Annotated in this window: 18 protein-coding genes and 1 pseudogene; 5 read left to right on the top strand and 14 right to left on the bottom strand. The window is 73.4% G+C overall.

What is annotated here, in order from left to right:
- Positions 1 to 9 precede the first annotated feature (9 nt).
- Positions 10 to 453 carry an ATP-binding protein gene (locus Sfr03f_RS22025; protein ID WP_108955714.1) on the bottom strand — a complete coding sequence of 148 codons (444 nt, stop codon included), beginning with the start codon at positions 451 to 453 and terminating at the stop codon, positions 10 to 12.
- Between the two features lie 172 nt (positions 454 to 625).
- On the opposite strand from Sfr03f_RS22025, the gene Sfr03f_RS22020 reads away from it, so the two are divergent.
- Entirely contained in the window at positions 626 to 859 is a 234-nt protein-coding gene (locus Sfr03f_RS22020; protein ID WP_108955713.1) for a DUF6480 family protein, read from the top strand.
- A 67-nt stretch (positions 860 to 926) separates the two neighbouring features.
- Here Sfr03f_RS22020 and glgB read toward each other — a convergent pair whose 3' ends face one another.
- Genes glgB through Sfr03f_RS21995 form a run of 5 tightly spaced genes read right to left on the bottom strand, consistent with a single transcriptional unit; the run spans position 927 to position 8,775 of the window.
- Complete coding sequence (glgB, locus tag Sfr03f_RS22015; protein WP_245967695.1) at positions 927 to 3,281, bottom strand: 1,4-alpha-glucan branching enzyme; 2,355 nt, start codon at positions 3,279 to 3,281, stop codon at positions 927 to 929.
- Positions 3,282 to 3,289: 8 nt separating this feature from the next.
- Positions 3,290 to 4,654, bottom strand: coding sequence for a maltokinase N-terminal cap-like domain-containing protein (locus tag Sfr03f_RS22010; protein ID WP_108955712.1), 1,365 nt, complete (start codon positions 4,652 to 4,654; stop codon positions 3,290 to 3,292).
- A 25-nt stretch (positions 4,655 to 4,679) separates the two neighbouring features.
- Positions 4,680 to 6,398 carry a maltose alpha-D-glucosyltransferase gene (gene treS / locus Sfr03f_RS22005; RefSeq protein ID WP_108955711.1) on the bottom strand — a complete coding sequence of 573 codons (1,719 nt, stop codon included), beginning with the start codon at positions 6,396 to 6,398 and terminating at the stop codon, positions 4,680 to 4,682.
- Positions 6,395 to 8,401 (bottom strand): alpha-1,4-glucan--maltose-1-phosphate maltosyltransferase, encoded by a 2,007-nt coding sequence (locus tag Sfr03f_RS22000; RefSeq protein WP_108955710.1) that lies wholly within the window; start codon positions 8,399 to 8,401, stop codon positions 6,395 to 6,397. The genes treS and Sfr03f_RS22000 overlap by 4 nt, the downstream gene beginning before the upstream one ends.
- 56 nt (positions 8,402 to 8,457) lie before the next feature.
- Entirely contained in the window at positions 8,458 to 8,775 is a 318-nt protein-coding gene (locus tag Sfr03f_RS21995; RefSeq protein ID WP_108955709.1) for a DUF5133 domain-containing protein, read from the bottom strand.
- Positions 8,776 to 9,025: 250 nt separating this feature from the next.
- Between Sfr03f_RS21995 and Sfr03f_RS21990 the strand changes: the two genes are divergently transcribed.
- Together Sfr03f_RS21990 and glgX are read left to right on the top strand one after the other, a co-directional pair.
- Positions 9,026 to 9,550 (top strand): pep a2, encoded by a 525-nt coding sequence (locus Sfr03f_RS21990; RefSeq protein WP_108955708.1) that lies wholly within the window; start codon positions 9,026 to 9,028, stop codon positions 9,548 to 9,550.
- A complete protein-coding gene (gene glgX, locus Sfr03f_RS21985) occupies positions 9,547 to 11,694 on the top strand; it encodes a glycogen debranching protein GlgX (protein WP_108955707.1) in 2,148 nt (715 codons plus the stop codon). The genes Sfr03f_RS21990 and glgX overlap by 4 nt, the downstream gene beginning before the upstream one ends.
- A gap of 131 nt (positions 11,695 to 11,825) precedes the next feature.
- On the opposite strand, the gene Sfr03f_RS21980 is transcribed toward glgX, so the two are convergent.
- Positions 11,826 to 12,653, bottom strand: a complete 828-nt coding sequence (locus Sfr03f_RS21980) for a VOC family protein (protein ID WP_108955706.1) — start codon at positions 12,651 to 12,653, stop codon at positions 11,826 to 11,828.
- 251 nt (positions 12,654 to 12,904) lie between these two features.
- Here Sfr03f_RS21980 and Sfr03f_RS21975 point away from each other — a divergent pair, with 251 nt between their 5' ends.
- Positions 12,905 to 13,321 (top strand): ANTAR domain-containing protein, encoded by a 417-nt coding sequence (locus tag Sfr03f_RS21975; RefSeq protein ID WP_108955705.1) that lies wholly within the window; start codon positions 12,905 to 12,907, stop codon positions 13,319 to 13,321.
- Positions 13,322 to 13,461: 140 nt separating this feature from the next.
- Here the strand turns inward: Sfr03f_RS21975 and Sfr03f_RS21970 are convergent, their stop codons facing one another.
- The 7 genes and pseudogenes from Sfr03f_RS21970 to Sfr03f_RS31340 form a co-directional block, all read right to left on the bottom strand.
- On the bottom strand, positions 13,462 to 14,283 hold the full coding sequence (locus tag Sfr03f_RS21970; RefSeq protein WP_108955704.1) for a SigB/SigF/SigG family RNA polymerase sigma factor: 822 nt from the start codon (positions 14,281 to 14,283) through the stop codon (positions 13,462 to 13,464).
- A gap of 246 nt (positions 14,284 to 14,529) precedes the next feature.
- Positions 14,530 to 15,465, bottom strand: coding sequence for a hydroxymethylbilane synthase (hemC, locus tag Sfr03f_RS21965; RefSeq protein ID WP_108955703.1), 936 nt, complete (start codon positions 15,463 to 15,465; stop codon positions 14,530 to 14,532).
- 74 nt (positions 15,466 to 15,539) lie between these two features.
- Positions 15,540 to 16,568, bottom strand: coding sequence for an ATP-dependent DNA ligase (locus tag Sfr03f_RS21960; RefSeq protein ID WP_108955702.1), 1,029 nt, complete (start codon positions 16,566 to 16,568; stop codon positions 15,540 to 15,542).
- 198 nt (positions 16,569 to 16,766) lie between these two features.
- On the bottom strand, positions 16,767 to 17,534 hold the full coding sequence (locus tag Sfr03f_RS21955) for a MerR family transcriptional regulator (protein ID WP_108955701.1): 768 nt from the start codon (positions 17,532 to 17,534) through the stop codon (positions 16,767 to 16,769).
- A gap of 147 nt (positions 17,535 to 17,681) precedes the next feature.
- Positions 17,682 to 18,089 carry an SRPBCC family protein gene (locus Sfr03f_RS21950; protein WP_108955700.1) on the bottom strand — a complete coding sequence of 136 codons (408 nt, stop codon included), beginning with the start codon at positions 18,087 to 18,089 and terminating at the stop codon, positions 17,682 to 17,684.
- Entirely contained in the window at positions 18,086 to 18,400 is a 315-nt protein-coding gene (locus tag Sfr03f_RS21945; protein ID WP_108955699.1) for an ArsR/SmtB family transcription factor, read from the bottom strand. The genes Sfr03f_RS21950 and Sfr03f_RS21945 overlap by 4 nt, the downstream gene beginning before the upstream one ends.
- 718 nt (positions 18,401 to 19,118) lie before the next feature.
- Positions 19,119 to 20,396, bottom strand: a pseudogene (locus Sfr03f_RS31340) (MFS transporter); the annotation flags it as partial.
- A 391-nt stretch (positions 20,397 to 20,787) separates the two neighbouring features.
- Here Sfr03f_RS31340 and Sfr03f_RS21935 point away from each other — a divergent pair.
- Positions 20,788 to 22,176: a hypothetical protein gene (locus Sfr03f_RS21935; RefSeq protein WP_108955698.1), complete on the top strand. Its 1,389-nt coding sequence runs from the start codon at positions 20,788 to 20,790 to the stop codon at positions 22,174 to 22,176.
- Positions 22,177 to 22,204 lie beyond the last annotated feature (28 nt).

Here is a 22,204-nt window from a genome sequence, read left to right as displayed (position 1 = left end):
TGTCCCGGATCACCAGGGCAGGAACACGTGGATGTCCTTGCCGTCGCTGCGCCCCACCACGCTGACCTGGTCGGACAGGGTGTGCACCAGGTGCCAGCCGATGCCCCCGCCGCCCCGGCTGGGCTGGAACGGCCGGGGAGCCGGCGGCCTGGGGTTGCTGTCGCTCATGGTGACGTGGACGCCGTCGAAGGTGCGGCGCATCCTCAGCTCGAACGGACCGGGCGCGTACTGGACGGCGTTCGCCGCGAGCTCGGTGACGACCAGCAGGATGTCGTCCCAGTGCTCCGGCGCCGAGGGCGGCGTGGGGCGCGAGAGCACCCGCAGGAACTCCTCGGCGGCGAGCCTGGCATCCGTCACGTCCGGCAGTTCGCCGGGAAAAACGGTGGTCAGGCTCTTCACGTCCTCGTCGTGGTGGTGCGCGAGTGCGTCGTCCCCACGCGGCTCGGATGCCATGTCGCCCTCCCCAGCCCCTCGGGCGCGGTGCTGTCGCGCAGTCGTCCTCTTCCTTCGTTGCATGTTCCCGAAGGGAGGGAAGCTACGCGCCCCGAAGGGCGGGAGGGGCGGTGGGGGCGCCGGAGCGCGGAGCGAACGGTTCCGGTCCGGTGGGCCGGGGAACCCGGCACGCATGAGCTACTCGAATCCCGATCCGGATCCGTCCCGTTCCACCGGCCTGGAGCCCGGCGGGGGCGTCCCGCCGGGCGAGACCCCGCCCGCGGAGAGCAGCATGCCGGAGGCGGGTCCCCGCGAGACCCACAACCCGCCCAAGGGCTGGGCCAAGGGCCCCTTGATCCTCATCGCGCTGGTCGTGCTGCTGGTGGCCGTCGGCATGATCGGCTACGCCGTGGGCGTGTGGAACTGACGGCCGGCCCGCAAAGGGGGAGCCGGGCGGCAGGCCGCCCGGCTCCCCGGCGTCGCGTCGCGCCGGATCAGACGGGCCGCAGCCAGACGGTTGCCAGCGGCGGCACGGTCATCCTCAGCAGACCGTCCTGCTGCCGCTCGAGCACGCCCTCGTTGCGGACGTCGCTGCCGCCGTACCGCAGGTCGTCGGTGTTCAGCGTCTCCCGCCAGGCGTGACCCGCCTCCTGGGGCACCCACAGCGCGTAGTCGTGCCGCACCACGGGGGAGAAGTTGCTGACCGACAGCAGCGGCGCGCCGTCGTGGCCGTACCGCACGAAGGCCAGCAGGTTGTCGTCGGCGCTGTCGCAGGCCACCCAGCGGAAGCCCGCCGGGTCGGTGTCCCGCTGCCACAGCGCCGGCGTGGCCAGGTACTGCCCGTTGAGCTCACGCACCAGGTGCTGCACGCCCTCGTGGTCGGCGCGGGCCCCGTACGCGGCGTCCAGCAGCCACCACTCCGGTCCCCTCTCCAGCTTCCACTCGTCGCCCTGCGCGAACTCCTGGCCCATGAAAAGGAGCTGCTTGCCGGGGTGGGCCCACATGAAGGCGAGGTAGGCGCGGTGGTTGGCGCGCCGCTGCCACCAGTCGCCCGGCATCTTGGAGACCAGCGCCTGCTTGCCGTGCACCACCTCGTCGTGGGAGATCGGCAGTACGTAGTTCTCGCTGTAGGCATAGATCATCGAGAAGGTCATCTCGTGGTGGTGGTACTTGCGGTGCACCGGCTCGTGGCTCATGTACTCCAGCGAGTCGTGCATCCAGCCCATGTTCCACTTCAGCCCGAAGCCCAGGCCGCCGCACTCGGTGGGCCGGGTCACGCCCTCCCAGGCGGTGGACTCCTCGGCGATGGTCACCACACCCGGGTTGCGCCGGTAGACGGTGGCGTTCATCTCCTGCAGGAAGCGGACCGCGGCCCAGTCCTCCCGGCCGCCGTGCTCGTTGGGCTGCCACTGCCCGTCCTCGCGGGAGTAGTCCAGGTAGAGCATCGAGGCGACGGCGTCCACCCGCAGCCCGTCGATGTGGAACTCCTCGCACCAGTAGACCGCGTTGGCCACCAAGAAGTTGCGCACCTCGGTACGGCCGAAGTCGAACTCGAAGGTGCCCCAGTCCGGGTGCTCGGCCCGCATCTCGTTGCCGGGCTCGTACAGCGGGAAGCCGTCGAACCGGGCCAGCGCCCAGTCGTCCTTCGGGAAGTGGGCCGGCACCCAGTCCATGATCACGCCGATGCCGGCCCGGTGCAGGCTGTCGACCAGGTACCTGAAGTCGTCCGGACCGCCCAGGCGGGCGGTGGGGGCGTAGAAACCGGTGACCTGGTAGCCCCAGGACGGGGCGAAGGGGTGCTCGGCGACCGGCATCAGCTCGACGTGGGTGAAGCCCAGGTCCTTGACGTACGCCGGCAGCTGCTCGGCGAGCTGCCGGTAGGTGAGCCCCGGCCGCCAGGACGCCAGGTGGACCTCGTACACCGAGAACGGCGCCTCGTGCACCGGGCGGTCGCCCCGGTGCGCCATCCACTCCTGGTCGCCCCACTCGTAGTGCGAGGCGGTCACCACCGACGCGGTGGCCGGCGGGCACTCGGTGCGGCGGGCCATCGGGTCCGCCTTCAGCAGCCGGGTGCCGTAGCTGGTGGCGATCTCGAACTTGTACAGGGTGCCCTCGCCGACGTCCGGCAGGAACAGCTCCCACACGCCGGAGGCGCCCATCGAGCGCATCGGGAAGGCGGTGCCGTCCCAGAAGGTCGACTCCATGGCGACCCGCACACCGGAGGCGTTCGGCGCCCAGACCGAGAAGCGGGTGCCGGCCACGCCCTGGTGGACCATGGGCTCCGCACCCAGGGCCTTCCACAGCTGCTCGTGCCGGCCCTCACGGATCAGGTGCAGGTCGAGCTCGCCCAGCGCGGGCAGGAACCGGTACGGGTCCTCGGTCTCGACCTCGGCCTCCGGGTAGACCACGTGCAGCCGGTACTCGGGGATCGCCTCGAGGGCGAGCGAGCCGCCGAACAGGCCGTCGCCCTCGTCGTTCAACGGCACGTGGCGTCCGCCGTCGAGGATCAGGCTGACGCCGCGCGCACCCGGCCGCAGGGCCCGGAAGACCACGCCGTCGGGCGCCGGGTGCGCGCCGAGCAGGGCGTGCGGGTCGTGGTGGGCGCCGGAGAGCAGACGATGCCGGTCGCCCGCGTCCATCGGCGGCGCGGGCGGCGCACCCGGGACGACGGGCCTGCGCACCACCGGGGCCGCGGCCGCCCGGCGGCGCCCGGACCGGGCGGGCGCCCGGCCGGCGTCGGCCGCGCCCGCACCGCCCCGGCCGGACGCGGCGGGGGCGGTGGTGGCCACGGCGTCGTCGCCGGGCCGGGGGGCGGAGGGCTCGGGGGGAGCGGTCTCACGCAGTGCCATGGTCGGGTTCAGCCTCCTAGAACGGCGAGACGCCGGATCGCTGCCATCGGAACGGGGAGCCAGTCCGGCCGGTGCTTGGCCTCGTAGAGGACCTCGTACACCGCCCGGTCGGTCTCGTAGGCGCGCAGTACGCCGGGCTCGTCGCGGGGGTCCCACCCCGAGCCGCGCGCGTACCCCGCGCAGTAGGCCTCACGGCACTGCCGGGCCCACTCGGGGTGCCACGGCCGGCGGGTGCGGGCCGCGTAGTCGAAGGAACGCAGCATGCCCGCCACGTCGCGCACCGGGGAGTGCGCGCTGCGGCGCTCCGCCAGCGGCCGGGACGGCTCGCCCTCGAAGTCGATGACGAACCACCGGCTGCCGGCCCGCAGCACCTGCCCCAGGTGCAGGTCGCCGTGGATGCGCTGGGCCGGCCGGTCAGCCTCCAGCGAGGCGAACGCCGCCGACAGCCCCGGCACGTACGGCCGCAGGTCCGGCACGGCGCGGGCGGTGGCGTGCAGCCGCTCGGTCATCTCCTGGGCGAGCCGGCCCTTCTGCGGCGCGGCCTCCGGGCCGAACTGGCCCTGCGGGAACGCGGCCGCCAGCGCCTGGTGGACCTCCGCGGTGGCCAGGCCCAGGGCGTGCGCCTCACGGGTGAAGTCGTTCTCCGCGGCCAGCGCGTTCAGGCCGAGCGTCCAGCCGTCCGTCGCGGAGGGCAGGAACGGCTGCAGTACGCCGAGGGTGGCCTCGAAGGGCTGCGAGGTGCGGAACCAGGCGGTCGGCGCGGGCACCCGGGTGCAGCCCGTGCGCGCCAGCGCCCACGGCACCTCCCAGTCCGGGTTGATGCCGGGCTGGATCCGGCGGAACACCTTGAGGATGTACTGGTCGCCGTAGACCAGCGAGGTGTTGGACTGCTCGGCGGCGAGGAGCCGCGGGGCGAGCCCGGCCGGCAGGCAGACGCTGGTGTCGCGTTCGAAGCTGAGCGGCCCGGTGGTGCCGGGGTGGCGCAGCCGGTCGAGCAGCAGCGCCGCCGAACGCGGCTCGCGCAGGGCGTCGTAGACCGCCATGCCGGCCAGCGGGCCGGTGCCGGCCCGGCCGATGAACGCCTCCGCCAGCCGCGGCGGCAGCTCGCGGCGGGCCCCCAGCAGCAGCTGGTAGCAGTCGCCGGGACGGGAGGCGCCCGGGGTGGCCGGGCCGGTGTGCTCGGCGTGCACCAGCAGGTGCAGGCAGCCCGGGTGCAGCTCCGTCATGGACAGCAGCTTCAGATCGGTCACGGGCCGGTCCTTGCCCGCGAACCAGCGCTGCTGTGGCAGCCACTCGAGCAACAGCCCCTTGAGGGAGGCCATGGGCTCGGCGGCGACCGGGCGGGCGGTGCGGAGCGATGCTGTCTTCGTCATGGCGTGTCCTTTCGCGGGCTCAGGCTCACAGTCGTCGGCTGGCGCGGGGTGCGACTCGGACGAGCCGGAACCAGTAGAAGCCGTGGCCTGCCAGGGTCAGCAGGTACGGCAGTTCGCCGATGGCCGGAAAGCGGACTCCGCCGAACAGTTCGACCGGGTGGCGTCCTTCGAAGGCGCTCAGGTCGAGTTCGGTGGGCTGGGCGTAGCGGGAGAAGTTGTGCACGCACACGACGGTGTCGTCCTCGTGTTCCCTCAGGAAGGCGAGCACCGCGGGGTTCGAGGAGGGGAGTTCGGTGTAGGTGCCGAGTCCGAACGCCGGGTTCTGCTTGCGGATCTCGATCATCCGGCGGGTCCAGTGCAGCAGCGACGACGGCGACGCCATGGACGCCTCGACGTTGGTGACCTGGTAGCCGAAGACCGGGTCCATGATGGTCGGCAGGTTGAGGCGGCCGGGGTCGCAGGAGGAGAAGCCCGCGTTGCGGTCGGGGGTCCACTGCATGGGGGTGCGCACGCCGTCGCGGTCGCCGAGCCAGATGTTGTCGCCCATGCCGATCTCGTCGCCGTAGTACAGGACCGGCGATCCCGGCAGCGAGAGCAGCAGGGCGGTGAAGAGCTCGATCTGGTTGCGGTCGTTGTCGAGGAGCGGCGCGAGACGGCGGCGGATGCCGATGTTGGCCCGCATCCGCGGGTCCTTGGCGTACTCCGCGTACATGTAGTCGCGTTCCTCGTCGGTGACCATCTCCAGGGTCAGCTCGTCGTGGTTGCGCAGGAAGATCCCCCACTGGCACTTCGCCGGAATGGCGGGGGTCTTCGCCAGGATTTCGGAGACCGGGTAGCGCGACTCCCGGCGCACCGCCATGAAGATGCGCGGCATCACCGGGAAGTGGAAGGCCATGTGGCACTCGTCGCCGCCGGAGGCGAAGTCGCCGAAGTAGTCGACCACGTCCTCGGGCCACTGGTTGGCCTCCGCCAGCAGCACGGTGTCCGGGTAGTGCGCGTCGATCTCCTTGCGCACCCGCTTCAGGAACCGGTGCGTGGCCGGCAGGTTCTCGCAGTTGGTGCCCTCCTCCGCGTAGAGGTACGGCACCGCGTCCAGCCGGTAGCCGTCCACGCCGAGGTCGAGCCAGAAGCGCAGGGCCGCCAGGATCTCCTCCTGAACCGCCGGGTTCTCGTAGTTCAGGTCCGGCTGGTGGGAGAAGAACCGGTGCCAGTAGTACTGGCCGCGGACTGGGTCGTAGGTCCAGTTGGACGTCTCGGTGTCGACGAAGATGATCCGCGCGTCGGCGTACCGGCTGTCGTCGTCGGCCCAGACGTAGTAGTCGCCGTAGGGGCCGTCGGGGTCCTTGCGGGACTCCTGGAACCACGGGTGCTGGTCGCTGGTGTGGTTCATGACGAAGTCGATGATCACGCGCATGCCGCGCTGGTGCGCGGCGTCGACGAACTCCACGAAGTCGGCCAGGTCACCGAACTCGGGCAGCACCGAGGTGTAGTCGGAGACGTCGTACCCGCCGTCACGCAGCGGCGACTTGAAGAACGGCGGGATCCACAGGCAGTCCACGCCGAGCCACTGGAGATAGTCCAGCTTCGCGGTCAGGCCCTTGAGGTCCCCGATGCCGTCGCCGTTGGAGTCCTGGAAGGAGCGGACCAGGACCTCGTAGAAGACGGCGCGCTTGAACCAGTCCGGGTCCCGGTCACGGGCCGGTGTGTCCTCGAAGGTGTCCGGAACGGGATCGTTGACGGTCATGGCGCTGCGTTCCCTCCGGCCTGGACGTGGAAGCCCTGCACATGGAAGACGTGGGCCGGCCGCACGCCGGGGTCGAGACGGACGTAGTTGGCGCCGCTCCAGTGGTAGGTCTCGCCTGTCAGCTCGTCCAGGACGGGCACCGAGCCGTGTGGGTCGAGGCCGAGCCGTGCCAGGTCGGGCCGGACCGTCGCCTCCTGCACGTGATGCGGGTCGAGGTTGGCGACCACCAGGACCGTGTCGTCGCCCTCGCTCTTGCTGTACGCGATCACGGCGTCGTTGTCCGTCGGATGGAACCGGAGATTGCGCAGCCGTCGCAGCGCGGGATGGCGGCGCCGGATGCCGTTGAGTTCGGCGATCAGGGGGGCGATGGTGCGGCCCTCCCGTTCAGCGGCCTCCCAGTCGCGGGGCCGCAGCTGGTACTTCTCCGAGTCCAGGTATTCCTCGCTGCCCTCGCGCACCGGGGTGTTCTCGCAGAGCTCGTAGCCCGCGTAGACGCCCCAGGCGGGGGAGAGGGTGGCCGCCAGGACCGCGCGGACCTCGAAGGCGGGCCGCCCGCCCCGCTGCAGGTAGGCGTGCAGGATGTCGGGGGTGTTCACGAACAGGTTCGGGCGCAGGTAGGCGGCCGATTCGCCCGACAACTCACTGAGGTACTCGGTCAGTTCGTGCTTGGAGTTGCGCCAGGTGAAGTAGGTGTACGACTGCTGGAAGCCGACCTGGGCGAGCGTCTCCATCATGGCGGGGCGGGTGAAGGCCTCGGCCAGGAAGATGACGTCGGGGTCGGTGGCGTTGATCTCGCCGATGACCTTCTCCCAGAACACCACCGGCTTGGTGTGCGGGTTGTCGACGCGGAAGATCCGCACCCCGTGGTCCATCCAGAACCGCAGGACGCGGACGGTCTCCTGGACCAGGCCGGGCATGTCCTGGTCGAAGGCGATCGGGTAGATGTCCTGGTACTTCTTCGGCGGGTTCTCCGCGTAGGCGATCGACCCGTCGGGGCGGTGGTGGAACCACTGCGGGTGCTTCTCCACCCACGGGTGGTCCGGGGAGCACTGCAGCGCGAAGTCCAGCGCGATCTCCAGCCCCAGCCCGGACGCCCTCGCCACGAACGCGTCGAAGTCCTCGATCGTCCCCAGGTCCGGGTGGACCGCGTCGTGCCCGCCCTCCTGCGACCCGATCGCCCACGGCACGCCGACGTCCCACTCCCCGGCGGTCAGCGTGTTGTTCCTCCCCTTGCGATGAGTGCGCCCGATCGGGTGAACGGGCGGGAGGTAGACGACGTCGAAGCCCATCGCGGCGACGGCCGGCAACCGCTCCGCGGCCGTGCGGAAGGTGCCGCTGACCGGCGGCCCGTCCTGCGGCACCACGGCGCCCTCGGAACGCGGGAAGAACTCGTACCAGGACCCGTACAGCGCCCGCTCCCGCTCCACCAGCAACGGCATCGGCCGCGCCGCCGACACCAGTTCCCGCAGCGGGTGCCGCTCCAGGGCCTCCTCGGCAGCGGGGTCGAAGGCGGCGGCGAAGCGTTCGTCCACGTCCAGCGAGTCGTCGCCCAGCGTCCGGGCGGCGCGGCGGACCGCGTCCCGGCCCGGCCCCTTGGGCACCCGGCGGGCCGCGCGCGCGAACAGCTCGGCGCCCTCCTCCAGGACCAGACCCACGTCGATGCGCGCCGGCATCTTGACGAGGGCGTGTCGCCGCCAGGTGGCCACCGGGTCGCTCCACGCCTCCACCGTGTACGTCCACAGCCCCGTCCGGTCCGGCGTCACCAGGGCGCCCCACCGGTCGGTCCCCGGAGCCAGCTCGCGCATCGGCGTCCACCGCCCGGGGCGGCCGTCGGGATCCCGCAGCACGACGTTGGCCCCGACCGCGTCATGGCCCTCGCGGAACACCGTGGCCGTGACCTCGAAGGTCTCGCCGACCACTGCCTTCGCGGGACGTCTGCCGCACTCGACCGCCGGACGGACGTCGCGGACGGGAATGCGGCCGATGGCCTGGGGTCGCTTCATGGTTCTGCCTTCGTGAGCGGGATACCGGGGAGGAATCGGGGCGGGGCCGGTGGCGTCTACCGGCCCGTGGGCGAACGGCGTCCGCCCGGAGGGCCGCGCCGGCCCGGCCGGCCGGAGGTCCGCCGCCCGCGGAGGAGCGGCGCCCCGCGCCGCTCCTGCCGCAGGTAGGAGACGGGACCGGAGCGCAGGTAGCGCTCGGCGGCGTCCGCCGCCTCGCGCGCGCAGCGCTTCCCCATCAGGGCGCACAGGGCATAGCCCGAGTCCTCGAAGCGGTCGCGCACCGCCGGGTCGGCGGGGGATGCGAGCATCACCCGTTCCCAGGCCCGGTACCGGCTGAGGTCGCGGGCCACTTCGGCCTTGGCCGGGAGCAGCATGGGGCGGGCCCCCTCTCGATGCTTCGGACGGTTGCTGGGCAGGCTTGTCACCCATGGTGCACATGGGACCACGCAGCGTCTTGTTGGTGGTTCAACGACCGCTGGAGTCGTCCCGGGTTGCACGAACGGCGTAAGACTCTCACCCTGAAGGTGACTCAGAAGCGAACACCGCTCACGCTTCGTGTTCGGGGATCGTGTCCGCCAAGTGGCACGAGGAGGCGGGGAGCTTCGCCGGTGAGGAGCCAACGAGATGAAGACCGCAGTGCCCTGCTACTACCACCTCGACGTGGAGGTCGGTCCGCAACGGGTCGACCAGGTCGGCCGGATCCTGGCCGCCCATCTCCGGTTCTGGAGCCTGGACAACCTGGTCGAACCGGTCCGCCGCGGCGCCGAGGTGCTGCTGCACGCCATCGACGAGCACGCCGTCGACAAGAGGACCTCGATCGAGATGTGGTGGAACGGTCAGCACCTGATCACCGCGGTCGGGCAGAACGACCGCAACCTCCGCCCCGACCTCGAGCTGCGCCCCTGCCTGACCCACATCGCCACGCACAGCGACGGCTGGGGCTGCTGTGACACGGGCGCCGGCCGGATCATCTGGTTCACCCGGCGCGCCCGCTCCGGCGAGCGGGTCCCGCTGGTGCCGGTCGGCCCCGATCCGCTGGTCACCGAGGCGCTGGACCTGCCGCGGGAGGAGCAGCGCGTGCTGGCCCTGGCCGGGTCCGCGCCGCCGCCGGAGGCCGCCGCCGTGCACGAGAGCGTGGTGACGCGGTGACCGCGCGCAGGACCAAGAGCGCTGGGGCGCCCGTGTGGAGCGGGCGCCCCAGTCCGCTGGGCGCGACCTACGACGGCCAGGGCACCAATTTCGCTCTTTTCAGTGAGGTCGCCGAGCGCGTTGACCTGGTGCTGGTGGATGACGACGGTTCGCACCGCACGGTGACGATGCACGAGGTCGACGGCTTCGTCTGGCACTGCTACCTGCCCGGCGCGGGCCCCGGCCAGCGGTACGGCTACCGGGTCCACGGCCCCTGGGATCCCCCCATGGGCCACCGCTGCAACCCGCGGAAGCTGCTGCTCGACCCGTACGCCCGCGCCGTCGACGGCATGCCCGACAACCACCCGTCGCTCTACGAGCGGGCCCACCGCGGACGCTCCGCGGCCGACAGCGCGGGGCACACCATGCTCGGCGTGGTCACCGACCCGTACTTCGACTGGGGCGACGACCGTTCACCCGGACGGCCGTACGCGGACTCCGTCGTCTACGAGACCCACGTCCGCGGCCTCACCCGCACCCACCCCAAGGTCCCCGCCCGCCTGCGCGGCACCTACGCCGGCCTGGCCCACCCCGCGGTGATCGAACACCTCACCTCCCTCGGGGTGACGGCCGTCGAACTGATGCCGGTGCACCAGTTCGTCCAGGACGGCGTGCTGCAGGGCAGGGGCCTCACCAACTACTGGGGCTACAACACCATCGGCTTCTTCGCGCCCCACAACGAGTACGCCGCCCGCGGCACCCGCGGTGAACAGGTGAACGAGTTCAAGGCCATGGTGAAGGCGCTCCACGAGGCCGGTCTCGAGGTCATCCTCGACGTGGTCTACAACCACACCGCCGAGGGCAACGAGAAGGGCCCCACCCTCTCCTTCCGCGGCATCGACAACGCCTCCTACTACCGCCTGGTGGACGGCGACTGGGGGCACTACTACGACACCACGGGCACCGGAAACAGCCTGCTGATGCGTCACCCGTACGTGCTACAGCTCATCATGGACTCGCTGCGCTACTGGGTGACGGAGATGCACGTCGACGGCTTCCGCTTCGACCTGGCGGCCACCCTGGCCCGTCAGTTCCACGAGGTGGACCGGCTGTCGGCGTTCTTCGACCTGATCCAGCAGGACCCGGTGATCAGCCGCGTGAAGCTGATCGCCGAGCCGTGGGATCTCGGCGACGGCGGCTACCAGGTGGGCAACTTCCCGCCGCTGTGGTCGGAGTGGAACGGGCTCTACCGCGACGCGGTGCGGGACTTCTGGCGGGCGGAGGACCACAGCCTGGCCGAGTTCGCCTCCCGGCTGACCGGCTCCTCGGACCTCTACGAGCGCGACCGGCGCCGGCCGCGTGCCAGCATCAACTTCGTCACCGCCCACGACGGGTTCACGCTGCGCGACCTGGTCTCCTACAACGACAAGCGCAACGAGGCCAACGGCGAGGACAACCGCGACGGCGAGAGCCACAACCGCTCCTGGAACTGCGGCGTCGAGGGCGAGACCGACGACGAGGGCGTCCTCGAGCTCCGCGCCCGGCAGCAGCGCAACTTCCTGGCCACCCTGCTGCTCTCCCAGGGCATCCCGATGCTCAGCCACGGCGACGAACTGGGCCGCACCCAGCGGGGCAACAACAACGCCTACTGCCAGGACAACGAGGTCTCCTGGATCGACTGGCGCGGCCTGGGCGAGGAACAGCGCGACCTGATCGACTACACCAGCCGTCTGATCACCCTGCGCCGTGAGCACCCCGTGCTGCGGCGCCGCCGCTTCTTCCGCGGCGAGACCCCGGTCCACGAGGGCCAGCCGCTGCCCGACCTGGTGTGGCTGCTGCCCGACGCCACCGAGATGACCGACGAGGACTGGCACCGTTCCGACGCCCACGCCATCGGGGTCTTCCTCAACGGCGACGCCATCGCGGAACGGGACTCCTACGGCCGGCGGGTGATCGACGACTCCTTCCTGCTGCTGTTCAACAGCTACTGGGAGCCGATGACCTTCCGGCTGCCGCCGGCCGCCTACGGCGAGCGGTGGACGGCGCTGATCGACACCACCGACCCGCAGGGGACGCCGGACGAGTCCGAGCACAAGGCGGGCACCGCGCTCGTCGTCGAGTCGCGCAGCCTGGTGGTGCTCAGCCGGCCCCCGCTGACGGGCTGAGGGGAAGCCGTGCCGGCGGCGCCGGCGGAACGCGGTGAACACGCCGTTGCGGCGGCGACCCGGCCGGGTCGCCGCCGCAACGGCGTGTTCACGGTGTCCGTCGTGCGCCGTCCTGCGCGGACGGTCCGCGGTCAGGGAACCCGGCCGCCGAGCGGCCCGGTCGGCCGGTGGTAGATGGTGAACAGGGCGCCCTCCGGGTCGCGCAGCACCGCCTCACGATCGGTGGACCGGAGCACCGACCCGCCGTTCGCCTCGGCGGCCCGGACGCAGGAGACGACGTCCTCGACCGCGAAGTGCACCTGCCAGTGCGGCCGGATGCTGGGGTCGGGCGCGGCGCCGAGGGCGCCGGACTCGATCCGCGCCACCTCCTCGCCGTTGTTGATCACCACCACCTCCTCGCCGTCGTAGCGGACCTCGCAGCCCCCGGGCCGGCCGGAGGCCCACTCGAACACCTCGCCGTAGAAGATCGCCGAGTCGAAGGCGTCCCGGGTGCGCAGCCGGACGAGGACCGGGGCGGCCTTGCGCCAGGCGTCCCAGGAACCGGAGATCTCGCCCTCCCAGATGCCGAAGGTGGCGCCGTCCCGGTCGGCGAGGAGGGCGGTGCGGCCGGGCGGCAGCGACAGCGGCCCGACCGCCAGGGTGCCCCCGCGCTCCTGGACCCGGGAGGCCGTCGCGTCGGCGCTCTCCACCGCGAAGTAGGCCGTCCAGCTGACCGCCATGTGCCACTGGCCGGCGAGGGCCGCGACCCCGGCGACCGGCACGCCGTCCACCTCGGCCACCCGGAAGAGGTCCCCGAGCTTTATCGTCCGCCACTCCCAGCCCAGCACCGCGGTGTAGAACTTCTGGGTCGCGGCCAGGTCGTGGCTGGTCAGACTCACCCAGATGGGCGCGCCCGAGATGGTGCGCGTCGAGCGCCGCCCACCGGCACGCGGGGCGAGGGGCGTGCTGTCGTCGTTCATGGCAGTCATGGCAGTCCCACGTCCTGGAGTAGGAGGGCGCCCGGGCGAGGACCGGCGCACACCGGGTGGACACCAGTGTCCGGCCGGACCGGGTGCCGGTGCCTGTCGAGTACCCGGGCCCTTCCGCCGAAACGGTGGCCGTCGCCCGGTCCCCTCCCGGTGGCAGGCGGCCGGACGAATGGCGACGATGTAAAGGAGGGAGATGAGCCCGAGGCGCCCACGGGAGCCTACGCCGGACGCCGGAGGTCACGATGCGCACGCAGGACCGTCCGGGTGACAGCGAGCAGGACCCGCTGCGCGCCGCGCCGCCGGAGACCGTCGCCGGGGCCGCCGCCGACCGGGTGTTCGCCCTGGAGGCCGAGGTCGCCCAGCTCAAGGAGGCGGTCACCTCCCACGCGGTGGTGGACCAGGCGATCGGCAGCCTGGTCGCACTCGCACGGGTGACGCCCGACCAGGGCTGGGCGGTGCTCAAGGAGGTCTCCCAGCACACCAACGTCAAGCTGCGCCAGGTCGCCGAGACGGTGCTCCTGTGGGCGCGCACCGGTGATCTTCCCGAGGAGATCCGGACGGCCCTCGAGGAGGCACTGGTCCGTCGGCGCGCCCCGGCCGGCCGGCCCGTCGCCCGCTCGCGTTTCAACGCCGCCGGGCCCGGTCACTCCGGTCACTGAGCTCGCTTTCGAACGGCTCCCGGGACGGTTCGGCAGTGAGCCCGTCCCAGCCGCCCGGCCGCGAGGCCGGGCGACTGCCGTCTCCGGGGCCGGAGCCGTGGCCCCGGCTCCCGGGACGGACGGGGCGGGCGCTGCGGTCCTCACCAGCCTTCCTCCCCGGTCACGTCCAGCTCCGCGCGCAGCCGGTCGAAGCAGCCGCTGAGCAGCCGCGACACGTGCATCTGCGAGATGCCGAGCTGCTGGGCGATCCGGCTCTGCGTCATCCCGCGGAAGAACCGCAGGTAGAGGATGACCCGGTCCCGCTCGGAGAGGGCCTCCAGGCAGGGCCGCACCGCCACCCGGTCCACCACCAGGTCGTAACCGGTCTCGACCGACCCCAGCGCGTCCTCCAGCGCGTACCCCTCGGTGCCGGGCAGCTCCGCCTCCAGGGACAGGGCGTGGAAGCACTCCAGGGCCTCCATGCCCGTGCGCACCTCGTCCTCGGTGAGCCCGGTGTACGCGGAGATCTCGGTGATCGTGGGCGAGCGGCCCTGGGTGGTCTGGGACAGCTCCTTGGCCGCCCGCCTGACCCGGTTGCGTAGGTCCTGCACCCGCCGGGGCACGTGCAGGGTCCACAGGTGGTCGCGGAAGTGGCGTTTGATCTCACCGGTGACGGTCGGCACGGCGTACGACTCGAAGGCGCAGCCGCGCGCGGGGTCGTAGTGGTCGACGGCCTTGACGAGGCCGAGCGCGGCCACCTGGTAGAGGTCCTCCAGGGCCTCGCCGCGGCCGCGGAAGTTGACGGCGATGCGCTCGGCCATGGGGAGCCAGGCGCGGACCAGATCGTCGCGCAGGGCGCGGCGTTCGGGGCCTTCCGGCAGGGACGCCAGGCGGGCGAAGTCCGCCGCGGTGTCCGGGGCGTCGTCGTGCGGATGGCCGCGGGACCGGGTGGTCCGGGTGCGGGTGGTGCTGGTGGCCGGCATACGGGCACCTCCCTCGGCTGGGCCGGCAGGGCGGTCACCGCGGGAGAGAGGCGCTCACGGACAGGTCCGGGACGCCGGGGGCCGTGCAGGCCCCTCCCGCGGCCGTGCCTCCTGTCCGAAGCACTGGTGGAGGAATTCCCTCGAACGGGGGAAGCCAAACAAATCGGGCAAATAACCCGAAAGTGTCATCAGTGGGTGCTGGAGGAGGAGCGAGGGGGTGACGAGGGCCGGGGGAGGGGCCTGGGCTCAGTGCTCGATCGAGTCGATCAGTTCCCGGGCGCCCTGGCGGAGCAGGGTGACCGCCACCGAGGTGCCCAGCGTTGCCGGGTCCAGGGGACCGGCCCACTCGTGGGCGTTCAGCCGCGTCTTGCCGTCGGGGGTGAAGACGCAGGCGCGCAGCGAGAGCTCGCCGGTGCGGTCGACCCGGGCGAAGCCGGCGATCGGGCTGTTGCAGTGCCCCTGCAGGACGTGCAGGAACATCCGCTCCGCGGTCGCCTCCCGGTGGGTGTCCGGGTCGCCGAGGACGCCGACCGCCTCGATCAGGCCGGTGTCCTCCTCGCGGCACTGGAGGGCGAGGATGCCCGCGCCGATCGGAGGCATCATCGTCTCGGTGGAGAGCACCTCGCTCACCGTGTCGGTCCGGCCGATGCGTTCCAGCCCGGACAGCGCCAGCAGCAGCGCGTCGGCCTCGCCGGCCGCCAGCTTCTCCAGCCGCCGGTTGGCGTTGCCGCGCATCGGCACGCAGGTCAGATGCGGGTGCGAGGCGGCCAGCTGGGCCACCCGGCGCACCGAGGACGTGCCGATCCGGGTGCCCGGGGGGAGCTCGTCGAGGGTCAGTCCGCCCGGGTGGATCAACGCGTCGCGGACGTCGTCCCGGCGCAGGAAGGCGGCGAAGACGGTGCCGGCGGGCAGGGGACGGTCGGCGGGGATGTCCTTGACGCAGTGGACCGCGAGATCGGCCTCTCCGGCCAGCAGCGCGGCGTCCACCTCCTTGGTGAACGCGCCCTTGCCCTCCACCTGGGACAGCTCGCCCATCCACTTGTCGCCGGTGGTCTTCACCGGCACGACCTCGGTGCGCGTCGAGGGGTGGTGCAGCGCGAGTTCGGCGCGGACGCGCTCGACCTGCGCGAGGGCCATCGGGGAGTCGCGGGAGACGATGCGGACGATCTCGGGAGCCGACATGCGGCCACGATAGCCGTCGGCGAGGGCTCCGTGGAGCCCGTGACGTGAGTGCGGCGCGCTGGTCCAGCGGAACCCTAGCCGTCCTCGTGGGCCCGCTCGTCGGCGTCCGCGTCCGCGGGACGGGCGGCGCCGGGCGGGAGGTGCGCCGCCGATTCCTCCGGGGCCAGGTCGGGCCGCAGCCGCAGCCAGGACGGCTGGCGCAGCATGCCCGCCCGGGTCCGGGTGCTGTAGCGGACCTCGCCGACCAGTCTCGGCACCACCCAGCGCGCCCCGGCCGCCTTCGGGGCCGGGGTGAACGGGCAGACGTCGGTCGCCGCGGCGGCCAGCAGCCGGGCCAGGTCCGCGCGCTCCGCCTCGCTCCAGCCGGTGCCGACGCTGCCCACGTACCGCAGCAGCCCCTCGGGGTCGCGCTGGCCCATCAGCACCGCGCCCGGCAGCCCGGAGAGCCGCCCCCGTCCCGGCATCCAGCCGCCCACCACCACGTCGACGCCGGTCATGTGCCGGATCTTGATCCAGGCGCGCGAGCGCACCCCCGGCTCGTACACCGAGTCGAGCCGCTTGCACACCAGCCCTTCCATGCCGTGCTCACGGGTGAGGGCGAGGGCCCGCTCGCCGTGGCCGACGACCGCGGCGGGTGTCGACCAGAACGGGCCGGCGAGGCCCAGCCCCTCGAGCTCGCCGCGGCGGCGCGCGTACGGCAGCCGCAGCAGGGAGCGACCGCCCAGGTGCATCACGTCGAAGAGCACGAGGTGCGCGGGGGCGGCCGCGGCGCGGCGGGCAGCCAGGGCGGGGGAGTGGGCGAGGCCCATGCGGGACTGGAGCAGCTGGAAGTCGGCGCGGCCCCGGTCGTCGAGGACCAGGATCTCGCCGTCCAGGACCGCCGCGGCGCCGCCCAGGGCCCGCCCCAGCGGGGCGAGCTCGGGGTAGGCGGCCGTGATGTCCTCGCCGGAGCGGGCCCGCAGGGTGAGCGTGCCGTCGGCTTCGGCGTAGACCACGGCGCGCTGGCCGTCCTGCTTGGTCTCGTAGGCCCACCGGTCGTCCAGCGCCGGGGGCGGAAGCCGGCCGGGGGTCGCGAGCATGGGGGAGATCCGTGGCAGCGTCACGGCACAGTTCTCCACCGCCGGCCCGCCGGTCAAGCGGCGGCACGGCCCGCTTCCCCCTACCGGCCCAGGCAGCGGCCGGTCCGGCCGCCGCTCCGGGTGGACGGCCCGAAGCGTGGTCGGTCCGGCCGCCACTCCGCCTGGACGGCCCGAAGCGCGGACGGTCCGGCCGCCGCTCCGCGCGGAAGGCCCGGACCGGGGTCAGTCCAGCCGCCGCTCCGCGTAGGCAGCCATGGCCGCGGCCAGGAACTCCGCCAGACGGGGGTGCTTGGCGTCGTAGCGGGCGCGGAACTCCGGCGAGTCGGCGTACATCCGGCCGAGACCGGTGAACGAGGCGCGGTCAGGCGTCCAGAAGGCGCCCACCGCCCGGTACTGCCGGTCCATGAGCTCCACGGCCCGTGGGTCGTCCGGGGCGGCACCGGCCTCGATCAGCTCCACCGCCGCGTCCTCCACGGCCTCGTACTCGGCGACCGCCTCGTCGGCCCGCGCGCGGTCCCAGCCGGCCGTGCGGCGCCGGCTCTCCGCGATGTGCTGCCGCGCCCCGTCGCCGAACCGGTCCACCAGCTCGGCCTCGTGAGCCGCCTGACGTGCCGGGTCGATCCCGTCGAACAGGTCCTCCAGAGCCATGTCCCTCTCCCCTTCCAGGTGCGCGATGGTCGCGGTCACGGTCCGCACCAGCCGCTCCACCCTCCGGCGCTCGGCGAGCAGTCCGGTCAGGTGGGCGCGGAGCGCCTCGACGGCGTCCTTCTCCTCGTCGACGACCGCGGCGATCTCCGACAGGCCGAGGCCGAGGTCGCGGAGCAGCAGGATGCGCTGCAGCCGCAGGACCGAGGCGGCGGCGTAGTGCCGGACGCCGCCGGCGCCGAGCCGGTCCGCGGGCAGCAGCCCCACGGCGTCGTAGTGCCGCAGGGTCCTCACCGTCACCCCGGAGGCCTTCGCCAGTCGGGTGATCGACCACTCCTCGTCCATGACCGAGGCATCGCCCTTCTCTCGCGCGTCACGTACGTCGCCGCAGGTCGCGGCGACGGGTACGACGCTAGGCGCTGACGCTGCGGCAGCGGCAAGCCGCGTCCGCGCCGGGTTCGCGCCGGGGCCGGCAAGGGGGCCGTCCGCGCGTCAGGCCGTGTCGTCCAACAGCCCGGCGAGGCGCTTCAGGACTCCGGGCCAGCCCTTGCCCATCCCGTCGCGGGCCTGGCGGCCCATGGGGGAGTCGAGGTCGAAACCCGCGTGGACGAGGACCAGACGGGTGCCGCCGCCCTCGGGGTGCAGGGTCCAGGTGATCACGGTGTCGAGCGTGCCCTCGGCGAACCGGTAGGACAGCAGCCGCTCGTCCTCCACGGCGGTCACCTCGCAGGGCTGGCCGCCGAAGGCGCCCATGTCCAGGGTGAAGCGGTGTCCGACCACGGGCCTGACGTCACCGGCGGCCCACCAGCGGGCGTGCAGCGCGGGGTCGGTCAGGGCCCGCCAGACCGCCGCCGGGGGGTGGGGCAGGAGCCTTTCGCAGGTGATCGCGTCGTCGGTCATGTCTCGGTTTCCTCGTCCAGGAGATCGGACAGCGCGTCCAGGCGCTGTTCCCAGTAGTGCGCGAAGGGGTGCAGCCACGCGCCCACCTCGGACAGGCGGGCGGGCTCGAGGTGGTAGTAGCGGTGCCGGCCGCGGGGCTCCTCGCGCACGAGTCCCGCGGTGCGGAGCACCGCCAGGTGCTCGGAGACGGCGGGCCGGCCGAGGTCGAACAACCCGGCCAGTTCGCCGGTGGAGCGGGGGCCGTCCCGCAGGGTCTCGAGCAGTCTGCGCCGCACCGGACTGGCCAGCACGCCGAACACATCGGTGGGCATGCGGTGACCTTACGTCGGAGATTTCCGACGCGTCAACAATCTCCGACGCGTTTGCGGCGCGTGTTCCACGGGCGTGGGCGGCGTGGGCACGGGCGACCGTGCCGCTCGTGCCCGCGCCGACCGGGCGTCAGCGGAGCGCGGGGTGCTCCGGTCGCCGCGCCGGTTCGGCGGCGGAGGCCGGCGGAGCAGCGGGTACGGCCTCCGCCGGTGCGGGGGCCTGGGCCGCGACCGCCGCGCGTCCGGCGGGCTCGCGGGCGGGCTCCGCCGCCCGGCCGGGCACGGGGAGCGCCTCGTGGATGCCGGCGCGCGGCGACGGCATCAGCGGGATCGCGGTGTGCGAAGGCGAAGGCGACGGCATCGGCGGAACCGCGGTGTGCGTGGGCGGGAGGTTCGGCGCCGGGGTGGTGGGCGATGCGGATGTGACCGCGGCGGACGCGGCGGCCGGGGTGGTGGTGATCATTGGGTCCGCGCAGGCCGAGGCGGTGACCACCGAACCCGCGACGGCCGGGCCTGCGGTGGCCGGGACGGCGGTGTGCGTGAGCGGGAGGTTCGGCGCCGGGGTGGTGGGCGACGCGGGCGTGACCGCGGCGGCCGCGGCGGTAACCACCGGACCCGCGGCGGCGGTGCCCGCAGTGGCAGGGGCGGTGGCGCTTACCGCGTCCGCGAAGGCCGGGGCGGTGACTACGGGGCCCGCGGCGGCCGGGCCCGCGGCGGTGCCCGCGGTGGACGCGGTGGTCCGGGCGGTGGTCGCCGGGTGCGTGGCCCGCGGGGCCGCGGGCCGGGCAACGCGGCGGCGGTGGAGGGCCGCGCCGGCGGCGACGGTGGCGGCGATGAGGGCGCCGCCGAGCACCAGCGCCCCCCGCGCACCCGCCCACTCCATCAACAGGCCCAGCAGCGGCGGGCCCACCAGCCCCCACCCGGTGCTCACGCTGCGCCACACGCCGAGCACCCGTCCCCGCATCCGCGGCGGGGGATCCGTCTGCAGGACGGTCGTGCCGGCCGTGTCGGAGACCGACTCCACGATCGCCATCGGCACGATCAGCGTCATCAGGACCGCGAGGTTCGGCGAGAGACCCGCCGCGACCTGCAGCAGCCCCCCAACCGCCGCCATCGTGCCGACCAGCCGCACCGTCGGGCCGGTGAGGCGCCCCGCGAGCACCGCGCCCACGACGCCGCCCACCGCCAGCACCGTGGAGACCGCGCCGAACTCGGCGGCCCCGCCGGCCAGCGGCCCGGTCACCAGGACGGCCAGAGTCAGCGTGTAGTTGCGGCCGAAGACGCTGCTCACCGCGGTGATCGCGGCCAACGCCACCAGCCGGGGACGCCGGAGGAAGAACACCAGCCCGTCGCCGGCCCCCGTCCCCCGCCGCCGCTCCGTGGCCGGCGTCGCGGCCGTGGCCCTGCCGGGCTGCACGGCCCGCAGGGCGACCGGCTCCACCGGCACCGCTCCCGGCGCGGGACGCAGGAACGGGATCACCGAGGCGACGAACAGGAAGGAGAGGCCGTTCGCGGCGTACGCCGCGCCGGGTCCCCACGAGCTGACCAGCACGCCCGCGGCCGCCGCTCCGGCGAGCCGCCCGACGCCGTGCACCAGCGAGCCGACGGCGATCGCCGAGGGCACGTCCCGCGGCGGCACCAGGTCGTTGCCCAGCAGCGCGCAGGCGGGCGCGTCCACCGTGGCGATCAGCCCGGTGACCACCGCGAGGACCATCAGCACGCCCACGTCCAGCTGGTCGAAGGCGATGAGCACGGCGGTGACGACCGCGACCGCGCCCAGCAGCGCCTGGCTGACCGCGGCGGTGAGCTTGCGGGGCCAGGCGTCGACCGCCGCGCCGCCGGCCAGGCCGAGCAGCAGACCGGGAGCCGCCTGCAGGGAGACCGACAGGCCGGTGAGCGCCGCGGAGCCGGTGAGCTCCAGCACCAGCAGGTTCTGCGCGGTGAGCTGCATCCAGGTGCCGACGTTGGACACCAGGTTGGCCAGGGACCACCAGCGCATGGACCGGTGCCGCAGCGAGCGCCACGGGCCGCGGCCGCCGCCGGGACGGCGGGCCGAGCGCGCGGCCCGGAGCCGGGCGGTCAGGGACCGGCCGGCGGAGGAGGAGAGGAACACGGGGAAGTACGCCTTGCGGACGGGACGGGGGAGACCGTCCTGGCGGAACGGCGACGGCCATGATGGCCCGCGGAACCCCGCAGTACTTTCCGCACGCCTGTCCAGTCGTCCCTCGTTCGGGTCAACTCCGCTGTCGTGCAGGCGGATCCGCAGCCAGGTGGCGTTTCTCACAAGGATGGTCCGGGACCCGGATGAGGGGTCCCGGACCAGGAGGGGGACGATACTGAGGCACCCCCGCACCGCAGCACAGCACGGAAGGTCTTCGCGCACCCATCCCATGAGCGACTCCTCCACCTCCCACCCCGCGCCCTCGGGCGGCGGCCCGGCCCCCGCGGCCGTCTGGTACGCCCGCGGCCGCTCCACCCGGCCGCTCGCCGACGAAGCCGTGCGCCTGTATCTGCGCCGGATGCAGGACGCCGGCGTCCTCGACGCCCACCTGGAGCTGGACCCCGCGGAGATCCCCCACCTGACCCACCCGTCGGCGGCCTCCTCCCCGGCCCCGGCCGGTCCTTCCTCCGCCGCCGTCTCCGGAGGCGTCCCGGGAGGCGTTACCGGAGCACGGTCCTCCCACCCCGCCGCGGACGCCGACGGCGCGGCGCCGGTGGCGGACCACGGCGTCCGGTCCTTCGAGGCCCGGTGGCGGGCACCCGGCGGGGTGACCGTGAGGGCCCGGCTGACCGTCGGCCCCGAGGGCGGCTTCCTGCCCGGCGCGGCCCCCGGCCTCACGCTCGCCCCCGCCGGTCTCGCGCACGCCCTCGGGCGCGCCCCGGAGGGCAGGGAATGGCTGCTGGTCGCCGAGGCGGAGAGCGTCTGGGACCCGCGCTGGCCCTCCCCGGCGGACATGTTCTGGCCGCGCGAGGACGCGGACGGCTGGGACCGGGTTCACGTGGGCGGCCTGCGCGGCGCCGACCTGCGCACCCTGGAGATCAACCGGCTGCCCGACGACGACAAGGATCTGCGCAAGCTCCTGAAGGACTGCGCCCGGGACGGCTGGAACGTCCACGTGGTCGTGCACGAGGCGATGACCCCCGACGAGCGCGGTCTGCGCCCGCTGGTGCGCAGGCTCCCGGCCGGACTGCGGCACAGGGTGATCGAGCACCGCGCCGCGCCCGACCAGTACCGGGCCGTCAACTGGGCGCTCAAGGACCACGGTGTCGAGGTCCCGCGCGGCGGCGCGGTGGTCCTGCCCGGCGACCCGGCCCGTCCGGGGTACGACCGCGACGGCTTCACGGTGCGCACGGTCTTCCTGGACGGCTCCGAGCCCACCGCGCTGATCGACGCGCTGCACCGCTTCGTGGCCCTGCCCGCGCCGCTCCCCGAGGGCGCCACCGAAGGCGTGCGGGTGATGCGCGAACAGTGGCACCTGGTCACCCTGCAGGAACGGCTGGCGCACGCCGAGCAGCTGGTGGTCATGTACCGGGAGGCCCTCGACGCGATGACCCGCTCCCGGGACCTCTACCGGGAGGCCGCGGAGCAGGCGCACGAGGCGCTGGCCGCCCTGCGCGCCTCGGCCGGCCCGGCGGCGCTGCCGGCGCCCCGCGCGGACACGCCCGCGCAGCCCGAGGCAGGCACGCCCCCGCAGGGCTCCGGGTTCTCGCTGCGCCAGTTCACCCGGTCGCTGGAAAGGATGAAGGACGCGGGGAAGGGACGCCGCGAACGCCCGTAGAGGGGGGAACCGGTCCCCCTCCCGGGGG

The sequence above is a fragment of the Streptomyces fragilis genome (assembly GCF_003112515.1).
Classification (GTDB): Bacteria; Actinomycetota; Actinomycetes; order Streptomycetales; family Streptomycetaceae; genus Streptomyces; species Streptomyces fragilis.
This window is presented reverse-complemented; position numbering and strand designations above follow the sequence as displayed.